Raw genomic sequence first — 20129 nt, 5'->3', positions numbered from 1 at the left:
AGTTATAGTATGAAGAATGAGAAAACATTATATCCTGTGAAATCAAAAAAAAGGTATGGGTATATAGATAAGGAAGGCAATGTAGTTATAGAATGTAAATATAATTATGCTGAGGAGTTTGAAGGCGAACTAGCCATAATTGGAATAGAGGAAAAGTATGGCTTTATTAATAAAGCTGGAGAGGTTGTAATAGAACCTAAATATGATGAAGTTCAGCAGTTTAGCGAAGGATCTGCAGTAATAAAGTTGGAAGGAAAGAAAGGCTATATTAATTTAAACGGTGAAATTATCGTTGAGCCTAAATATGATGAAGCTAACTACTTTATGGAGGGAAGAGCAGCAGTAAAGAATGGATATATGTGGGGATATATAGATGCTGAAGGTACGGAAATAGTGCCGGTAAACTTTTTAGATGCAGGCGACTTTAGTGAAGGATTAGCAGCAGTGCAAATAGGTGGTAGAATAGCTTATATTGATAAATATGGAAAAGTTATAATAGATGCGATCTATGAGTATGCCCATGCATTTAACGATGGGATGGCATCTGTTTGCGCTAATGGAAAGTATGGCTATATAAACAATAAGGGAGAAATAATTATACCCCTTCGATATAATGTTTGTGGGGAGTTCAATGATGGACTCGCACCAGTTGAAATGAGGGAAAAATACGGCTATATAGATTGCAGCGGCGAGCTTATTATAAAACCTAAGTTTCAATGGGCAGATAGTTTCTATGAAGGCATAGCTGTAATTTGTGAGAATGAAAAATATGGTTGCATTGATAAAAATGGAAGCATTATAATACCCACTAAGTTTGAAGATGTAGATATTATGAGTGAAGGTTTAATAGCAGCTCAAATAGGAGAAAAGTGGGGTTACATAGATTGCGTTGGGGAAATAGTTATAGAGCCAAGTTTTGAAGAAGCATATGAATTTATTGGTGGAATTGCAAGAGTTGAATTAGGTAAAAGAATTGGATATATTAATAAATTAGGGGAATATGTTTGGAAATTACAATCATAAAATTTTAATGAATTGAAGTTTCTTAAGTCTATTATAATTAAATAAGTATTGAAACCTCTACTGGAAATCCAGTGGAGGTTTTGTTGTATTGATGACAACATTTACTGTATAATAAGACTTACAACACTAATTAGGAGAGATGTAAATGGAAAAGATTGAATTACTAGCCCCTGCTGGAAGTATGGAAAGCGTATATGCAGCAGTGCAAATGAGAGCAGATGCAGTTTATATAGGAGGAAGTAAATTCTCAGCAAGAGCTTATGCTTTTAATTTTGATAATGAGAACCTCGATCGGGCAGTAGATTACTGTCATATTTATGGAGTTAAAGTATATGTTACTTTAAACACATTACTAAAGGATAACGAATTAAAAGAAATTATGGAGTATGTAGGCTTTTTATATAGTGTAGGAGTAGATGCACTGATTGTTCAAGATACAGGATTAATATACTTAATAAGAAATAATTTTCCTGATTTTGAGCTTCATGCGTCCACACAGATGACGATTCATAATGGCGAAGCTGCCTTGTTTTTAAAAGAGATGGGATTTACTAGGATAGTTCTCTCAAGAGAGCTTAGTTTAAAAGAAATTGATTACATATCTAACACTTTAAAAGTGGAAACAGAAGTTTTTGTTCATGGAGCTTTATGCATATGTTATTCGGGACAGTGTCTTATGAGTAGTATTATTGGAGGGCGGAGTGGAAACAGGGGCAGATGTGCTCAACCCTGCAGATTACCTTATTCACTAACAGATAAAAACACTGACAAAATGTATAAGGCATACCTTTTAAGCCCTAAAGATACTTGTACAATAGAAAACTTAAAAGATATAGCTAAAAGTGGCACGTCTTCACTAAAAATTGAAGGAAGGATGAAAAAACCGGAATATGTTGCAGGTGTTGTGGAAATATATAGACGAGCGCTGGACAATATTTGTAATAATAAAATACAAAAATTAGATAAGGATATTAAAGTTTTAACACAATTATTTAATAGAGAAGGATTTTCAAAAGCTTACCTATATGGTAATAAAGGAAAAGATATGATGGCATATAAAGTGCCTAAAAATTCTGGGCTACCAATAGGCATCGCAAATGATGACTTGTCAGTAACACTTTTAGAGAATGTAGCATTAAAAGATGGTGTAATGTTTTTAGAGGATGGGTTTGCTATTTCAAAAATAATAAAGAATGGAATAGAGGTCGAAAATGCAGTGACCTCCGATAGAGTTTTATTAAAACCAGCTAAATTTAAAGCTGGAGACTTTTTATACAAAATTTCTGATGTTAAGTTAATGGATGATCTTTCAAATAGGTATAAGGATAAATTTAAGAGGAAAATAGAAATAAATCTTTCGATTGAGTTCGCCACAAATAAGCCTTTAAGCATAAGTACAAGTTATATGGGAAAAGGCTTTAATGTTAAGGGAGATATTGTTCAAGAAGCTTTAAATAAACCACTTGAAAGAGAACGTATAACCAAAAATCTATCTAAAACAGGAGATACTCCTTTCAAAATAAATGAAGTGAATTTTGAAAGCTTTGAAGAAGGTTTTGTGCCAATGGCAACATTGAATTTAGTTAGGCGAGAATTAATAGATGACGTTCAAAATTATATAATAGCAAAATATAAAAGAGAAAAAAATAATGTGCAGATTAATTACAATAAAGGACTTAGCCTACAGGGAGAAAAGAATTATTTAGAATTTAATGAGAATAAAAATAACATTATACCTGAGACACTTATATATGTAACAAATGAAGAGCAATTAAAGGCGGTACTTGAAATGGGCTTTGATAATATTGCTATAAATCCTTTTATGAGAAGATGTAACATCATCTTTAATGAGTATGATGTAAATATTTATTTTAAGGTTCCCAATATTATCAAAGAAGAATTTGAAAGTATTTGTGAATTTATTGAGAATAACTTAGGTAAATTAAAAGGTATTATTACTGCTAATCTAGGAATAATTAGTAGATTTAATAAAAAAATAACTGTAATTGGGGATTATAAATTGAATATTTTTAATAGCTATGCAGGAGATTTTTACAAGGATTTTCTAACGGGAACTTGTATTAGTGCTGAGTTAAACCAAATGGAAATCAAGAAAATTGCAACTAAAAGTTCTTTGCCACTGCAAATTATGATTTACGGAAAATATGAGCTTATGGTTAGTGAATATTGTGCTATAGGAAGCGTTTTTGGAAACAAGAGTGATAATAATACCTGCAAAGAGAAATGCATCAAAGGATTCTATACACTTAAAGATAGAATGGGCGCAGAATTTAGTATTGATACTGACAAATATTGTAGAAGCTATATTTATAACAATGTGCCTGTGAATTTGATCTCAAATATGGATGAAATCAAGAAAAATAATATTTCCTCTTTTAGATTAGATTTTATCCATGAAAATTATGAGGAAACTATAGAGGTTCTTAGAAATTATATCAATAAAGAATGGCAAGGAGAATTTAAAAATTATACTAGAGGGCACTATAAAAGAGGAGTCGAATAAATAATAGTAGGCTTTTAAATTTTTTAACAAAGGAAAGATGGTGAATTATTATGAATACAAAATCATTAAAGGTTTTAGAATACTATAAAATTAAAGAAAAAATCAAAGCATACACGCACACTACGGCAGGTAAAGACCTTATAGAGGGTTTGGAGCCTTACACTAATATTTATGAAGTAAAAGAACACTTACAGGAAACTAATGAGGCACTACTGCTTTTATCAAAAAAAGGAAGTGCACCATTTGAAGGTATATATGATGTTCGATCTGCAATAATAAGGGCATCAAAAGCAGCATCACTTATGCCAACGCAGCTTTTGAGGATAGCGCAAATGCTTAGGTGTGCTAGATTATTTCAAAATTATGTTGGTAACAAGTCAGATGAGCAGTCCTCTAGAGTTTTAGAAGATATATGTATTGGGATTGTCCCAATGAAAAAATTAGAAGATGAAATTTTTATAGCAATAATTAGTGATGAAGAAATTTCTGATAGGGCTAGTAGTTTGCTTTTTAGCTTAAGGAAATCTTTAAAAGAGAAAAATGCTTCAGTAAAAGATAAGGTAACTTCACTAGTTAGATCAAATGCAAAATATCTTCAAGAAAGCCTTTATACTATAAGAGGGGATAGATACGTAATTCCTGTTAAAATAGAACATAAAGGTAGTGTACCAGGAATTGTGCATGATCAGAGTTCTTCAGGGGCTACACTATTCATTGAGCCAATGAGTTTAGTGAACCTAAATAATGAAATTAAGGAAATTATGCTAAAGGAAAAGGCTGAGGTTGAAAGAATTTTGGCTGAATTATCCTATAAGATATATGAAAATATAAATATTGTTGGTAACAATGCAAATATAGTATGGGAATTAGATTTTATTTTTGCAAAGGCAGGGTATGCAATAGAAATTAATGCTATTATTCCAGGGGTTAATGAAGAGGGAGTAATAGATATAATTGAAGCAAGGCACCCTTTGATAGATCCGTTGGTTGTAGTACCTAGTAATATTTATTTAGGAGGAGAATTTACTTCACTAGTAATAACAGGACCCAATACCGGGGGTAAAACAGTAACTTTAAAAACTGTAGGCTTAATTCAGTTAATGGCTATGAGTGGGATTTTAATTCCAGCTAGAGAAGGGTCCATGGTAAGCTTTTTTCATGAGATTTTCGCAGATATAGGTGACGAGCAAAGCATAGAGCAAAGCTTATCTACCTTTTCTTCCCATATGAAAAATATAGTAAATATAATTGAAAAAGCAGATATAAAATCTCTAGCTCTATTTGATGAATTAGGAGCTGGAACAGATCCTACAGAGGGAGCAGCACTTGCTGTTTCGATTCTCGAAAATTTAAGGGCAAGAGGTACAAAAGTAGTTGCGACTACCCATTATAGTGAATTAAAAGGATATGCTTTAAAAACTACAGGGGTTGAAAATGCTTCTGTAGAATTTAATGTAGACACGTTAAGCCCAACATATAGACTGATAATTGGAGTACCAGGTAAATCAAATGCTTTTGATATATCTAAGAGACTAGGTCTCCCAGATTACATTATTAAAAATGCAAAAGAGAATATTTCTAAAGATACATTAGAGTTTGAAGAATTAGTTCAAAGTTTGCAAGAAAAGAGCATAAAGGCAGAGCGTGATGCTAGGGAAGCTGAAGCTTTGAAGCTAGAAGCTAGTAAGTTAAAAGACAAATACCAGGAAAAATTATATAAACTTGAAAACATTAGAGAAAATACAATGTATGAAGCTCAAAGGGAAGCAAAGAGACTTATAAAAGATGCCAAGGAAGAATCAGATGTCATTCTTAAAAACATGAGACAACTTGAAAAACTTGGATATTCCTCTGAAGCAAGGCAAAAGCTTGAAGAGGAAAGAATGAAAATTAAAAATAAGATTGAAACATTAGAGAGACATGTAGAAAAAAGCAATGACGAACTAGGAGAAAAATTAAAAAATGTAAAACAAGGTCAGGAAGTATATTTACCATCTCTTAACCAAAAGGTTATTGTAATCTCAAAACCTGATAAAAAGGGTGAGGTGCAGGTTCAAGCTGGTATTATGAAGATAAATGTCAAAGTGGGTGATCTGAGAGAATCAAAGCTTACGCAGGAAGATAAGAAAAAGGCAAAGATAATTAAGAGAGAAATGAAGCTAAATATAAGAAGTGTGTCAACTTCTGTAGATTTAAGAGGTATGGATTCGGAGGAAGCTCTTTATACTGTTGATAAATATTTAGATGAAGCTTGTTTAGGAGGACTTAAAGAAGCTACAATTATTCATGGCAAGGGGACAGGAGTTTTAAGAAAAGCTATTACAGATATGTTAAAGAGGCATGGCCATGTTAAAACATATAGATTGGGAAATTACGGTGAAGGCGGTAGTGGAGTTACTGTAGTAGAACTAAAATAAAGGATGGTTACGATATGATTATTGCAAGTGCTTGTTTATGTGGAGTTAATTGTAAATATAATGGTGGCAACAATTTAGATTTAAGGGTGCTTAAACTATTGAAAGAAGGAAAAGTTATGCCTGTTTGCCCAGAACAGTTAGGGGGACAAGAAACCCCTAGGGCTCCTCATGAAATTGTAAACGGGAATGGTAGAGATGTGCTAGAAGGTAAAGCTAGAATTCTTGGACCAGAGGATGATGATGTAACTGCAAAGTTTATAAAAGGGGCTTATGAAACTCTTGAAATTGCACAAAACGTTGGAGCTAGTATTGCTATTTTAAAAGCACGAAGTCCTTCTTGTGGAACTCCCCAAATATACGATGGAACTTTTAGTGGAACCAAAAAAAAAGGTAATGGAGTTACTGCGGAGTTATTATTATCCAGGGGTATAAAAGTTTTTACAGAAGAAAATCTAGATGATTTAGATTATAACTAAGGGGGAAATAAAATGAATTATAAAGATGTTTTAAAAGATGCTAGAGGGAATTTAAACAAAAGCTGTAGAGTTTGTCCTATATGTAATGGAGTAGCTTGTGCTGGAGAGGTACCTGGAATGGGCGGAAAAGGAACAGGGGATGCTTTTAAAATTAATATAGAGTCACTGGCAGCTTATAAACTTAATATGAGAACTATACATGATGCAAAAAATCCAGATACTTCCATAGAATTATTTGGAAGAAAAATGGATATACCTGTATTTGCAGCTCCCGTATCTGGAACTACTTTAAACATGGGTGGTAAATTTAGTGAAGAAGAATATATATCTTGGGTTATTAGCGGATGCCTTGAGGGGGGTATAATTCCAATGGTGGGAGATACTGCTGTAGATTCTTTTTTTACAACTAATCTTTGTGAATTAGAGAAACAGGGTGGAAACGGCATTGCAATAATAAAACCTTGGGAAAATGCAAACGTTATAGAAAAAATTAAATTAGCAGAAAAAGCAGGCGCATTTGCTATAGGTATGGATATAGATGCTTGCGGTCTTATTACGTTAGCACTTCATGGCAAACCAGTTATGCCTAAAACCGTAGAAGAGATTAAAGAAATTGTTGAATCAACGAAGCTTCCATTTATTTTAAAAGGGATAATGACAGCAGACGAAGCAAAACTTGCGGTGGATGCAGGGGTATCCGCAATTGTAGTGTCAAATCATGGTGGGAGAGTATTAGACCAAACTCCGGGTGTAGCAGATGTTCTTACGGAAATTGCGAAGGAAGTTAAGGGTAAAGTAATTATTTTAGCTGATGGTGGAGTTCGAAGTGGAGCAGATATACTTAAAATGCTAGCACTAGGTGCAGACGCGGTACTTATTGGGAGGCCATTTGTAACCGCATCATTTGGAGGCAAGGCTGAAGGCGTAAAATCTTATATTGATTACCTTAGAGGTGAATTAAAATCAGCTATGGTGCTTACAGGGTGTAAATCTATACAAAATGTTAATGATAGAATTTTATATTAAATATTAAAAGGTCACTGAAATATTGTGACCTTTTTAATTCCCTACTTCTGTTATTAGATTAAATCATCTCCTGCGGAGCTGCACAGCTTCGAAGAAGATGAATTGACAACTTCAGAAGGAGATTTATACTCCCACTTATAGAGGTAGGAGACTTTCCTTCTGAAATGTCGTTAAATTGGCAAAAACATTTGTAAAAGCCCTTAGAATCGTAAATGAGAAAACAAAGGAGGAATAAAAATGCCAATATACACACTAGCATCTAAAGAAATATTAGAGCATATAAAGCAATATACAAAGAAAGGTGAAGTAGTTAGGATCTCTACCCCTTTAGAATATAATAATATATTATATAGAGAGATTGTATTTTCTAAGAAATTGTTCGGGAATTTTCGTAAAGAAAATTTGGGATATCTTTATATTAATGAAAAAAATGAAATTGCTACTGAAAAATCTTTACAAGAAAGACTAGCGAAATTAGCTTATTTTTCAGAAATATTTTATAATACAGAAAACAGAGCATGCATAGTTAATTCATTTCAAGATGAATCTACAGTTGAAAAGGATAAGAAAGAGTATAAATTAGTGGCTGAGGGTTTAGAGTTATTAGCTAAAGAAGGAGTTGTGGACTCAGAACAGGTAAAACAAATTGTTATTCAATTGCCTGATATTAGAAAAAAGAATAATGAAACTTTAAAACAACTTATGGATAAATCTCAGGAATTTAAAGAGGAGAAAAAATATATTAATGAGCATATGTTGGAAGAATTATTGCCAACATACAGAGACGCCTTAAGCATAAATTTACAAAAGATAAGATTGGTATATTCTGCAAGTGGATGCTATGAAAATATTAAAAGAACTTCCGAAAATAAGAGAAAACAAATGTCCATTAGGTTTAATCAAAAATTAGCTGAACCCTTAAAAAAGATAATTCATGTTATGGAGTATTTTATTAAAACAGTTAATACCTGTGAAAAAATAAGTGAAATGCAAGACACTGAATATTTTAAGTATTTAGGAACTATTGAAAAAGCAAATGTTGATTATAGGGTAAAATTGAATAGAAGAAAAAAGAACTCCTAAATTAGGAGTTCTTTTTCTTCTATTCAACAGTTATATAAACAGCATCTTCTTCTCTAACAACTTTTATATATTCAACTTCAGGGTCTTCAGTTCCTTGAACATATAATCCAGTGTTTTTTAATTTTTCAACATAATCTACGATTTCTTGAGTTATTCTCTCACCGGGGCAAAGTACTGGAATGCCAGGTGGATAAGCCATCAAGAATTCTCCGCTTATCATACCAACACTATTTTTGATTTCAACAGCAGTGTTTACGCTGTTGAAAGCCTCGCGTGGAATTTGGACTTGCTCTGGAATACTAGGAATATCAATAAAATCAGATTTTATTGTGCCTTTGCCATAGTACTCATTGCTTATTTCTACTAAAGCTTGAAGTAATTGCTCCATTCCATCTTTTGTATCTCCATACGAACCAACTGCTAATATGTTATAGAGATCAGATAATTCCATTTGGATATGATATTTGTTAGATAAAATCATATCCAAGTCATAACCAGTTATTCCTAAATCTCTACAAGTTATTGTTATTTTAGTTGGATCAAAAGCGTAAGCACCAAAACCATCTAAAACCTCTTCTCCAAAACAATAAAATCCTGGGATTTTATTTACTTCATTTCTTACATAATTACATAAATCAATAGTTTTTTCTAAAAGCTGAGTGCCCTCTAATGCAATTTGTCTCCTAGCACAATCCAGTGATGCCATTAGGATGTAGGAAGGTGACGTTGTGTGCATTAGGTTTATTAGTTGTTTAACTCTAGCGGGGTTAACACGCTTTGAATTAACATGTAGCATTGAACTTTGAGTTAATGAACCTATAATTTTATGAGTGCTTTGAGCACAGATGTCTGCACCAGCTTCCATTGCTGACATTGGTAATTTGCTATTAAAATTAAGATGAGGGCCATGAGCTTCATCAACTATAAAAGGAATATCGTATTCATGAACAATATCTGCAATTTTCTTAATATCAGTGGAAACTCCATAATATGTTGGGTTAATTATAAGTACAGCTTTTGCATCAGGATTATTCTTTAAGGTTTCTTCCACTGTCTCTGGGGAAACTCCATGAGCAACACCTATTTTTTTATCTAGTTCTGGTTGCATATAAACTGGAACTGCACCTGATAAAATGATACCACCAGTTATGGATTTATGTACATTTCTAGGTACAATGATTTTATCACCAGATCCAACTACAGACATTATCATAGCTTGAATAGCGCCAGAAGTTCCATGTACTGAGAAAAATGATGCATCAGCACCATAAGCATCCGCTGCTAATTCTTGTGCCTTTTTGATAGGTCCAGTTGGGTGGTGAAAACTATCAACAAGTTTAAAAACCGTAACGTCAATTTTAAAAGGGTTTTCCCCCATAAAATTTCTAAATTGTTCATCAGCGCCTATTCCTTTTTTATGCCCAGGTACGTGAAAAGGTAAGGTTTCTCTGTCTACATATTCCATTAGAGCATCAAATAGTGGAGTTTCATTTTGATTTAATCTATACAATCTATACACCCCTTTCAAAAGAATTTATATTAGAAAACATTTAAATAAATAACGAGTCAGTATGTTAGGCTATTTATTTAAATGTTCCAAATTTTTAAAACTGTTCTTTATAGTATATTCATTCAGCCAATTTATAATTATAAATGATTAGATATATAAATGCAATTATAATCTTCAAATAAAAGATAATCATGTCGTAAATGCTAGGCAATTAAGCTTTTTAGTAGAAATACAGTAATTGAAAACATGAAAAAGTGGGTTATTTGTAAAAAATGCCTTTTATTTGTAATGCATTGATAGTATAATATAATAGACTAAAGATAGATTAGGAGGAATAGAAAGGAAGATAATAATTGTTTGCTTCCTCAGGGGAATATAAGGAGGGTAATATAAAATGTACAAAGAAAAATATAAAAGTTGGATTAATTCTAATTTGATAGACTTGAAATTAAAGAAAGAGCTAGAGCAATTAGTAGATGAAAAAGAAATTGAAGATAGATTTTACAAGGATTTAGAGTTTGGTACAGGGGGATTAAGAGGTGTAATTGGAGCAGGAACAAACAGAATGAATATACATACCATAGGTAAAGCTAATCAAGGGTTAGCAGATTATTTGAACTCAAGATATAAGGGGAATATATCAGTTAGCATAGCGTATGATTCAAGAAATATGTCTAAGGAATTTGCAATAGCTGCTGCAGAAACTCTTTGTGGTAATGGTATTTTCGTTAATTTATTTGAACAATTAACACCAACTCCAATTTTATCTTATGCTGTACGCGCACTAAAAAGTAAAGCCGGTATTGTTATTACAGCATCACATAATCCTAAAGAGTACAATGGATATAAGGTTTATGGAGATGATGGTGGACAAGTCACTGATGAAGCTGCAAGCCAAATTATAAATTGTGCAGCTAGCATAAAAGATTTTTCTAAGGTTAAAACTATGGAGTTTCATAAAGCTAAAACCAATGGAATGTTAACAATAATTGGAGAAAATCTTTATTTATCATACATTGATAAGGTTAAAAATTTAACTATGAGAAAAGACCTAGTTAAGGAATATGCCAAGGATTTAAAAATAATTTATACTCCTATTCATGGATCTGGAAACGTACCTGTGAGGAGAGTTTTAAAAGAATTAGGATATGATAATGTATTTGTTGTAAAAGAACAGGAAATGCCAGATGGGAATTTCCCTACGGCGCCATATCCTAATCCAGAAGAACCAAAGGTATTTGAATTGGCGCTTATTATGGCAAAAGACATTAATCCTGACATTATTTTTGGTACGGACCCTGACTGCGATAGGATTGGAGTAGTAGTTAAAGACAAAGAAGGAAAGTATAAGGTTCTTACAGGAAATCAGACAGGTGTATTATTAAGTAATTATATTTTAAGTTCATTAAGTGAAACTAATGGATTGTCTAAAAATGGCGTAGTAATAAAAACTATTGTTACTACAAATATGGTAGAGAGTATTGGGGAAAAATATAATGTTGAAGTGTTAGATGTACTCACAGGATTTAAATATATTGGAGAAAAAATTAAAGAGTTTGAAAATGCGGGTGAAAAAGAATTTATATTTGGTTTTGAAGAAAGCTTTGGTTATTTAGCAGGAAATTTTGTGCGTGATAAAGATGCAGTAATAGCTGCAATGCTAATTTGTGAAATGACACTCTACTATAAAAACAAAGGCATGAGTTTGTATGATGCTTTGATGGATATTTATAAAGAACATGGATACTACGAGGAGGGTTTAGTTTCAATAGAACTTGCTGGAAAAGATGGTGCAGAAAAAATAGGTAATATAATAGACCATTTAAGACATTCAATGAATGGCTTAATAGGTAATAACAGAATTATAAAAAAAATGGATTATAGAGCTGGTTTAGAAGTGGATTTAATCACAAATAAAGAAAAAATAATTAAATTGCCAAAATCAAATGTATTAAAGTTTGTCTTAGAGGATGGTTCTTGGTTTGTAGTTAGGCCTTCTGGAACTGAACCAAAAATGAAAATTTATTTATCTGTTAAAGGGAATTCATTAGAGAATACATATAAAAAAATAACTGAGCTAAAAGAAAATGTTATGTCAATATTTGATGAAGCAGGCATAAATTAAAAACGTATCGTAGTTAGTTATTAAATGCATATAAAACCATAATTTTCATTTTTATGATTTTATATGGTTTACAAAACAACCTCAGTATACTATTATTATTAATAGTAACATTTGTAGCATAAATTTTTAAACCAGTAGGAAGGTGTAATCATGGATATTAAAACATATTTTTCTGAAAAATTATCAGTTCTTCTTTTTCTAGAAATAAAAAAAGACAGCAAAATTAATGATTTTGTGATTTTAGAGGACATATATTTCCCAGTGAGAACTAATGAGATAATCCAAAAAGTAAAGAATAAAGAAGATTTCGATAATATACCAGTTAATCTATTTATAGAAGGGATGTTCTATGTTTTAGGAGCAGATGAACTTTTTAAATACAATAAAGAGTATAAACAAATTATAAATACTATTCCAAATTCAATAGGATTTATTAAGGGCGTGATATTTAAAGAAATTCAGAATGAAAAGTACGAAGAAGCATTTATCTTCTTAAAAGGATTGTTAACTATAGAAGAAAATAAAGATAATTACGATAAGATTTTTTTGTTAGTTGATAAATTAAGAGCTACAAATAGTATATTCAAGGATGAGCAACTAAAACTTGTAGAAAAAGCTAAACAAATCACTAATTACAGTAATCCATATTTATATGAGGCGCTAGTTTTAAATAGTGAAAGTAAACATGAATTAGCATTAATAGCAATAAGCAATTATACTATAATTGGTGGAGAACAAACGGAAGCGGTTATTGAACTTAAAAACGATTTGGAAACCATAACAAATTTTCAAAAAGCGAAAGATTTAGTATCTAATAACCCTAAAGGTGCACTTGAAATTTTTATTCCTTTAATGGAACAATTAGGAGATAGAGCAGATATATATTATCACACTGCTGTAGCATACAGGAATTTACAAAATTATGAGAAGGCTATATACTATTTAAACGAAGCACAAGCAATTGACAACGATTTGATAGAGGTAGTAAATGAATTTGGTATTAACTATGCTTGTCTTGAAAATTACGAAGCAGCTATTCAATATTTTAGGAAAGCATTTGAGGTTACAAAGTCTATAGAGATATGTACAAATCTTGTTATGTGTTATTTAAATGTTGAAAACTTTGCGCAGGCGAGAATACATTTAGATATGGCTAAAAAAATAGATCCACAAGATGAAATTGTAATGCAACTAGAAAATCAATTGGCGGAGGGTAAATAATGGAGTTAGTGGAGTATTTTAATATTATAAAAAAGAGGTTACTGTTAGTAATTTTAGTAACAATAGGAGCAACGGTGCTTAGTGGGGTTTTAAGCTATTTTGTTATTACACCTAGTTATAAATCTGATATATCGGTAATAATTGGAAAACCAGAAAGTAAATCTGCGGCGCCGCAGGATAGTTATAATGATGTAATTATGTATCAAAAATTAGTCAAAACTTATAGTGAATTTTCTAAATCACGAAAAGTTTCAGAACATGTCATTAAAGCACTTAAGTTAAATATAGAGCCTAATCAGCTTCAAGGAATGATATCAGTAGCACCTAAAGGAGATACTGAATTTTTAACGATAACAGTTAAATCTAAGGATCCCAAAGAAGCTATGAACATTGCTAATCAGTTAGCGAAGTCATTAAAATACATAAGTAACGATGTCAAAAAAGTGGATAATGTACAGCTTTTAGATGAAGCACTACAACCTACAAGACCAGATAGTCCAAATTCAAAGTTAAACATAGCAATTGCATTTTTTATTGGACTTATGGTTTCGCTTGGGATAGCATTTTTATTGGAGTACTTAGATAACACTGTAAAAAGCCAAGAGGACATAGAAAAATTAACTGGGTTACCAGTTATAGGTATTATTCCTTTAACTCAAGATAAAAAATAGGAGGGTGAGAATATGTTAAAAAAATTAGTAACATTAAGAAATCCAAAATCTAGAACGGCAGAAGCTTTTAGAACATTAAGAACAAATATTCAATTCTCTTCCTTGGATAAAGAATATAAATCCATAGTAGTTACTTCATCTGGCGTTGGAGAAGGTAAGAGTACAGTAATGTCAAATTTAGCTATAACTATGGCTGAAAGTGGTAAAAATGTTATTCTTGTAGATTGTGATTTTAGAAAACCTTCAATCCACAAGAAAATGGGAATTACCAATTCTGTAGGATTAACAAATATATTAGTTCAAGGTGTGAAAAAAGAGGAATGTGTTGTTAAGTCAACTGTTAATAATCTTTTTATACTAACTAGTGGTCCGGTGCCCCCAAATCCAGCAGAATTATTAGGAAGTAAAAAAATGCGGGACTTTATTGAAGTGCTAAAAAGTGAATTTGATTTAGTTCTTATTGATGCACCACCAGTTCTTGCGGTAACGGATGCACAAATTATATCTACAATAGTGGATGGTGTGATTTTTGTAGCTTCATATGGTGAAGCTCAAAAAAAAGCATTGGTAGATGCGAAACAATTGATTGATAAGGTTGGTGGAAAGATACTGGGAGTTGTATTTAATAAAGTTCCTCAATCTGTAAGCGGTTATTATGGAAAATATTATAAGGGCTATTATGGAAATGAAAACTAAAGATTTAAAAGGTGTAAATTTATGATAGATTTTCATAGTCATATAATATATGCTATTGACGATGGATCAAAAAACTTAGACATGTCCATTGAAATGTTGAAAACAGCAGATAGTGAAGGTGTAGAATATATTTGTGCTACTCCTCATTTTATAACTGAAGAATTTGAATTTAGTCACGAGGAATATATTGAAAAACTAGACAGATTAGTTTTAGCAGCTAGAGAAGAAAATCTTAATATTAACATTTTATCTGGACTAGAAATTTATATGCACCCCGATTTGCCAAAACTCTATAAAGAAAAGAAAATTTGGGGAATTAACGACTCGGAATATCTACTTATTGAGCTTCCTATGGGGCAGTTTCCTCTGTACACTGAAGATGTATTTTATGAATTAATGTTACTTGGGGCAAAACCCATTTTAGCACATCCAGAGAGAAATCTTAGGATTATGAAAAATTATGATTTAGTTATTAATTTAATTAACCAAGGGGTATTGATGCAAATAAATTCTGGTAGTTTATTAGGTGATTATGGTAAGGAAGTTAAAAAAACAGCTGAAGAATTTGTAAAAAGGAACATGATACATTTGATGGGTAGTGACGGACATAATATTACGAGAAGAAAAACGAAGATAAAAGAAGCTTATGCAATTATAAAACGTAAAAATCAAGCTGTATATAACTGGATTGCTGAAAATCAAACTAACATTATTAATAATGTTTCCTCATTGGAAGTCTTAGAAATAAAACTTAAAAAAGAAAAAGGAAAAATTTCATTTTTAAGTTTTATCAAATGAATTTTGAGAAATAAGGTTGAAATATAGAAATGCATTATTTGAGGGGAGAAAAACTATGAGAGTAAAAAAAGCTATAATTCCAGCAGCGGGGCTTGGTACAAGATTTTTACCAGCAACAAAGGCACAACCAAAAGAGATGTTACCAATTGTTGATAAACCAACAATACAGTATATTATAGAGGAAGCGGTTGCGTCTGGGATTGAGGAAATATTAATTATAACAGGAAGAAATAAAAGAGCAATCGAAGATCATTTTGATAAGTCGATTGAACTTGAACAACAATTAGAGAAGAACGGTAAGGAAGATACCTTAACAATGGTTAGGGATATATCTAATATGGCAAACATTTACTACATACGTCAGAAAGAACCTAAAGGACTAGGTCATGCTATAGGTTGTGCAAAAACCTTTGTGGGGAACGAACCTTTTGCTGTAATGCTCGGCGATGATGTGGTGGATAGTGAAGTACCTTGTTTAAAACAACTCATAGATTGCTACGGCAAATATGAAACTTCAATTTTAGGAGTTCAAAAGGTTCCTTTAAGTGAAGTTAGCAAATATGGCATAGTAAATGGAACTTCAGTAGAAGATAGAGTTTATAAGGTTGAAGATGTTATTGAAAAGCCTAACGCATCCGAAGCACCATCAAACATAGCAATACTCGGAAGATATATTATAACACCTAGAATATTTGATATTTTAGAAAATACAAAGCCTGGTAAGGGTGGAGAAATTCAACTTACAGATGCTTTAAAAACTTTAATAGCAGAGGAAAATATGTATGCTTATAATTTTGAGGGCAGAAGATATGATGTAGGGGATAAAGAAGGATTTTTAGAAGCAAATGTAGAATATGCACTTAAAAGAGATGATCTTAAAGAAGCATTTATGAAATATCTCCTAACTATTAAGGATAACGATACTTTTAAAGAAATTTATAATAAATGTAGTAATAATCTATAATAGAGAGTATTAGTAAAAAGCCAAGTGAAACTGGCTTTTTTTTATTGTGCGCCCGGCATGGGCGCAATCTAATGGGTGAAAGTCCCTAGCACGGGTTAATAGTGCCAAGTGCATAGCTTAAGACAAGGGTGTCCACCGCGAGGTGGAATCTGAAGGAAGTCGGCGGCGAAACTCTGGTCTGACGAACAGAAACTACATATAAGGCATATGCTTGTGGGTAAGTTTGCAATACAAAATGAAGCCCAAAACTATTCGAAACAGGCGATGTAAATGTAGCAGATAGATGGAGTGAAAGATTGCGTTCTTACCCGGGGAGATCTGATAGGTAAGTTGTGGATATGAATTTAGAAATAACAAACTATACAGTGATGTATGGCTGAACTATCAGAAGTCAGCAGACGTCATAGTACCATGCTAAACGCGTTAGCGTGGGAAGGACTGAACAATAGGAGGTTTTGAAATTTTGAAAGATACGAAGAAATATGATGAAAGCAGACAACTTCATAAAGAAGGCTCTCTACGAGAGAATAAAGTGGAACTTAAAGGTAACGTAGAAGTGCATAGTATTTCTCCTATGTCAGAAGAAGGAAGAAACGATGTGAATAGATACGGTAATGATTTACTCGAACAAGTATCGTCGAGAGATAATATGAATAAAGCATATAAAAGAGTAAAAGCAAATAAAGGAAGTCATGGTATTGATGGGTTGACGGTAGATGAACTTCTACAACACCTAAAAGAGCATGGACAAGAATTAAGGCAATCATTACTGGAAAACAGATATAGACCTCAAGCAGTAAGAAGGGTGGAAATACCCAAACCTGATGGGGGAATAAGACTACTTGGAATACCTACTGTAGTAGATAGAGTTGTTCAACAAGCAATCTCACAAGTTCTAATACCAATATATGAAAACAAATTTTCAGATAATAGCTATGGTTTTAGACCTTTAAGAAGTGCAAAGCAAGCTGTTGAAAAATGTAGGGGATATATTAATGCTGGACATACATGGACAGTAAATATAGACCTTTCTAAATACTTTGATACGATAAATCACGATAAATTAATAAGGATACTATCGGAAGATATTAAAGATAGTAGAGTAATCTCTCTGATACGAAAGTATCTACAAAGTGGAGTGATGATAAATGGGGTATTTATGAATACTGAAGAAGGAGCACCTCAAGGTGGACCCTTGTCCCCATTATTGAGTAACGTAATGTTACATGAACTTGATGTAGAACTAACAAAGCGAGGACTAAACTTTTGTAGGTATGCTGATGATGCTAATATATATGTTAAAAGTGAGAAATCAGCAAATAGAGTAATGAAGAGTATTACAAGATTTATTGAGGAAAAATTAAAGCTTAAAGTGAATAAAGAAAAGAGTACAGTAGATAGATCTTGGAAACTTAAATTTTTAGGATTTTCGTTTTACCGAGCAAAAGGTGAATACAGAATGAGAGTTCCTCAAAAACCTATAAGTAAATTCAAAGCAAAGCTAAAGGAATTAACTTCAAGAAGTAATGCGATGAGCATGGAATATAGATTTATGAAACTTAAGCAAGTGATAGTTGGATGGGTAAATTATTTTGCTATCGCAGATATTAAAAGCATTCTCAAAACACTTGATGAATGGTTAAGGCGAAGGATTAGAATGTGTTTTTGGAAACAATGGAAAAAGATTAAAACCAAATATAAAAACCTTGTTAAATTAGGCTTGAACAAGAATAAAGCCTGGCAATATACAAACACAAGGAAGAGCTATTGGAGAACATCCAATAGCCCTATATTAAACAAAACATTGACCAATAAATACCTTAAAAATATAGGATTAGTTTCTATATCTGAGACATATTTATTAAAACATTAATTCTTATTGAACCGCCGTGTACCGAACGGTATGCACGGTGGTGTGAGAGGTCGCTAAATAAACTAATTATTTAGCTCCTACTCGATTGGTGCGCTCAGTATGGGGGATGAATCAAGTAAATTTATTAGAAAATAGATTACTTAATTTTTAAGAAATTATAAATAAATAGTTAATAAACTCCCATAGATTGAACAAATAGAAATATTTGGGGTAAAATATTATATGATGAAATATAGTATATGCTATTATAAAAAATATATTGAGAGGTTTTGGGTAGGAACTTATAATGTGGTAAAATGTAGCCATGAAGCAGTTGATAAAAGATTTGTCAAAATCATATGATCTAAGGCTATAGGAGGTAACAAAATGTTTCAATTTAAAGAGGAGTTATTATTAAAATTGAAAAATAAAACAGCTAAACTTGGTGTAGTAGGCTTGGGTTATGTGGGATTGCCATTAGCTGTAGAAAAGGCTAAAGTAGGATATGAAGTAATAGGGTTTGATGTTCAAGATCGAAAGGTTCAAATGGTAAATGAGGGACACAATTACATTGGTGATATTGTAGATTCAGATTTACTTAGATTAGTACAAGAAGGAAAACTTAAAGCTACCACAGACTTTAGCTTTGTTAAGGATGTTGATACAGTGTGTATCGCAGTCCCTACGCCACTAGATTTATATAAGCAACCGGATTTATCATATGTAGTGGAATCAACTAGAAGTGTAGCTAAGTATTTACATAGGGGGATGTTAGTAGTACTCGAAAGCACTACATACCCAGGAACAACGCAGGAAGTACTAAAACCAATACTTGAAGAATCAGGTTTAAAATGTGGAGTAGATTTTTTCTTGGCATTTTCTCCAGAGAGAGTTGATCCAGGGAATAAACAGTTTAATACAAAAAACACCCCAAAGGTAGTTGGAGGATGTACTCCTAATTGTACTGAAGTAGCAGGAATGTTGTACAGAAGTGTACTAGAGGGAGAAATATTGGAAGTGTCTTCTCCAGCAGTGGCTGAAATGGAAAAAATTCTTGAAAATACTTTTAGAAATGTAAATATAGCACTAGCTAATGAAATGGCTATTCTGTGTAAAAGGATGAATATAGATGTTTGGGAAGTAATAGATGCAGCTAAAACTAAGCCTTATGGATTTATGCCATTCTACCCAGGCCCAGGGATTGGTGGACACTGTATACCACTTGATCCATTCTATCTAGAGTGGAAAGCAAAAGAGTATGATTATCATACAAAATTAATAGAAGCGTCGGGTATAATTAACGATTATATGCCTGAGTTTGTGCTTGAAAATGTTATGAAACTTTTAAATGGTAATAAAAAGGCACTAAACGGAGCAAAAGTTCTCCTTATGGGTGTAGCTTACAAGAAAGACATAGATGATGTGAGAGAATCACCAACACTAAAGGTTATTGATCAATTAGAAAAAAATGGTGCGGATATAATTATAAATGATCCATTTATTAAAAAATTCACACACAAGGGTAAAGAATATGTATCTGTAACTTGGGAATATGAAATAAAAAATGCGGATATAGTAGTAATAACCACAGATCATAGTGGTTATAATTATGAAAAAATTGTGGAAGAAGCTAGTTTACTATATGATACTAGAAATGCTACAAAGCATGTTGTAAATAATAGAGAAAAGATAAATAAACTCTAAATAATGCATGCGAGCATTGTAAAATATTTTATAATATTG

15 protein-coding genes are annotated in these 20129 nt (G+C 32.2%); 14 read left to right on the top strand and 1 reads right to left on the bottom strand.

Going from position 1 to position 20129, the window contains the following annotated elements:
• The first annotated feature begins 9 nt into the window (after positions 1-9).
• From ACWJKP_RS12160 to ACWJKP_RS12135, 6 genes are all read left to right on the top strand, one after another.
• Positions 10-1023 carry a WG repeat-containing protein gene (locus ACWJKP_RS12160; protein ID WP_165413605.1) on the top strand — a complete coding sequence of 338 codons (1014 nt, stop codon included), beginning with the start codon at positions 10-12 and terminating at the stop codon, positions 1021-1023.
• A 145-nt stretch (positions 1024-1168) separates the two neighbouring features.
• On the top strand, positions 1169-3547 hold the full coding sequence (locus tag ACWJKP_RS12155; RefSeq protein ID WP_462961191.1) for a U32 family peptidase: 2379 nt from the start codon (positions 1169-1171) through the stop codon (positions 3545-3547).
• Between the two features lie 50 nt (positions 3548-3597).
• Entirely contained in the window at positions 3598-5964 is a 2367-nt protein-coding gene (locus tag ACWJKP_RS12150; protein ID WP_462961190.1) for an endonuclease MutS2, read from the top strand.
• A gap of 14 nt (positions 5965-5978) precedes the next feature.
• Complete coding sequence (locus ACWJKP_RS12145; RefSeq protein WP_165413608.1) at positions 5979-6440, top strand: 2-thiouracil desulfurase family protein; 462 nt, start codon at positions 5979-5981, stop codon at positions 6438-6440.
• Positions 6441-6452: 12 nt separating this feature from the next.
• Positions 6453-7466, top strand: a complete 1014-nt coding sequence (locus ACWJKP_RS12140; RefSeq protein ID WP_165413609.1) for an alpha-hydroxy-acid oxidizing protein — start codon at positions 6453-6455, stop codon at positions 7464-7466.
• A 237-nt stretch (positions 7467-7703) separates the two neighbouring features.
• On the top strand, positions 7704-8549 hold the full coding sequence (locus ACWJKP_RS12135; protein ID WP_165413610.1) for a hypothetical protein: 846 nt from the start codon (positions 7704-7706) through the stop codon (positions 8547-8549).
• 19 nt (positions 8550-8568) lie between these two features.
• Here ACWJKP_RS12135 and ACWJKP_RS12130 read toward each other — a convergent pair whose 3' ends face one another.
• Positions 8569-10059 (bottom strand): aminotransferase class I/II-fold pyridoxal phosphate-dependent enzyme, encoded by a 1491-nt coding sequence (locus tag ACWJKP_RS12130; protein ID WP_165413611.1) that lies wholly within the window; start codon positions 10057-10059, stop codon positions 8569-8571.
• 394 nt (positions 10060-10453) lie between these two features.
• Here ACWJKP_RS12130 and ACWJKP_RS12125 point away from each other — a divergent pair, with 394 nt between their 5' ends.
• The 8 genes from ACWJKP_RS12125 (at position 10454) to ACWJKP_RS12090 (ending at position 20090) form a co-directional block, all read left to right on the top strand.
• Positions 10454-12184: a phospho-sugar mutase gene (locus ACWJKP_RS12125; protein ID WP_165413612.1), complete on the top strand. Its 1731-nt coding sequence runs from the start codon at positions 10454-10456 to the stop codon at positions 12182-12184.
• A 150-nt stretch (positions 12185-12334) separates the two neighbouring features.
• A complete protein-coding gene (locus ACWJKP_RS12120; protein WP_165413613.1) occupies positions 12335-13405 on the top strand; it encodes a tetratricopeptide repeat protein in 1071 nt (356 codons plus the stop codon).
• Entirely contained in the window at positions 13405-14076 is a 672-nt protein-coding gene (locus ACWJKP_RS12115) for a YveK family protein (protein WP_165413614.1), read from the top strand. Before ACWJKP_RS12120 ends, ACWJKP_RS12115 begins: the two co-directional genes overlap by 1 nt.
• 12 nt (positions 14077-14088) lie before the next feature.
• On the top strand, positions 14089-14772 hold the full coding sequence (locus ACWJKP_RS12110) for a CpsD/CapB family tyrosine-protein kinase (RefSeq protein ID WP_165413615.1): 684 nt from the start codon (positions 14089-14091) through the stop codon (positions 14770-14772).
• A gap of 21 nt (positions 14773-14793) precedes the next feature.
• A complete protein-coding gene (locus ACWJKP_RS12105) occupies positions 14794-15570 on the top strand; it encodes a tyrosine-protein phosphatase (protein ID WP_165413616.1) in 777 nt (258 codons plus the stop codon).
• A gap of 55 nt (positions 15571-15625) precedes the next feature.
• Entirely contained in the window at positions 15626-16534 is a 909-nt protein-coding gene (gene galU, locus ACWJKP_RS12100; protein WP_165413617.1) for a UTP--glucose-1-phosphate uridylyltransferase GalU, read from the top strand.
• Positions 16535-16997: 463 nt separating this feature from the next.
• Positions 16998-18407, top strand: coding sequence for a group II intron reverse transcriptase/maturase (gene ltrA, locus ACWJKP_RS12095; protein ID WP_224578726.1), 1410 nt, complete (start codon positions 16998-17000; stop codon positions 18405-18407).
• 366 nt (positions 18408-18773) lie between these two features.
• Entirely contained in the window at positions 18774-20090 is a 1317-nt protein-coding gene (locus tag ACWJKP_RS12090; protein WP_165414053.1) for a nucleotide sugar dehydrogenase, read from the top strand.
• The last annotated feature ends 39 nt before the right edge of the window (positions 20091-20129 follow it).

The sequence above is a fragment of the Clostridium sp. CM037 genome (assembly GCF_055081095.1).
The sequence above is the reverse complement of the archived record's forward strand: the minus strand, read 5'-3'. Positions and strand labels throughout refer to the sequence as shown.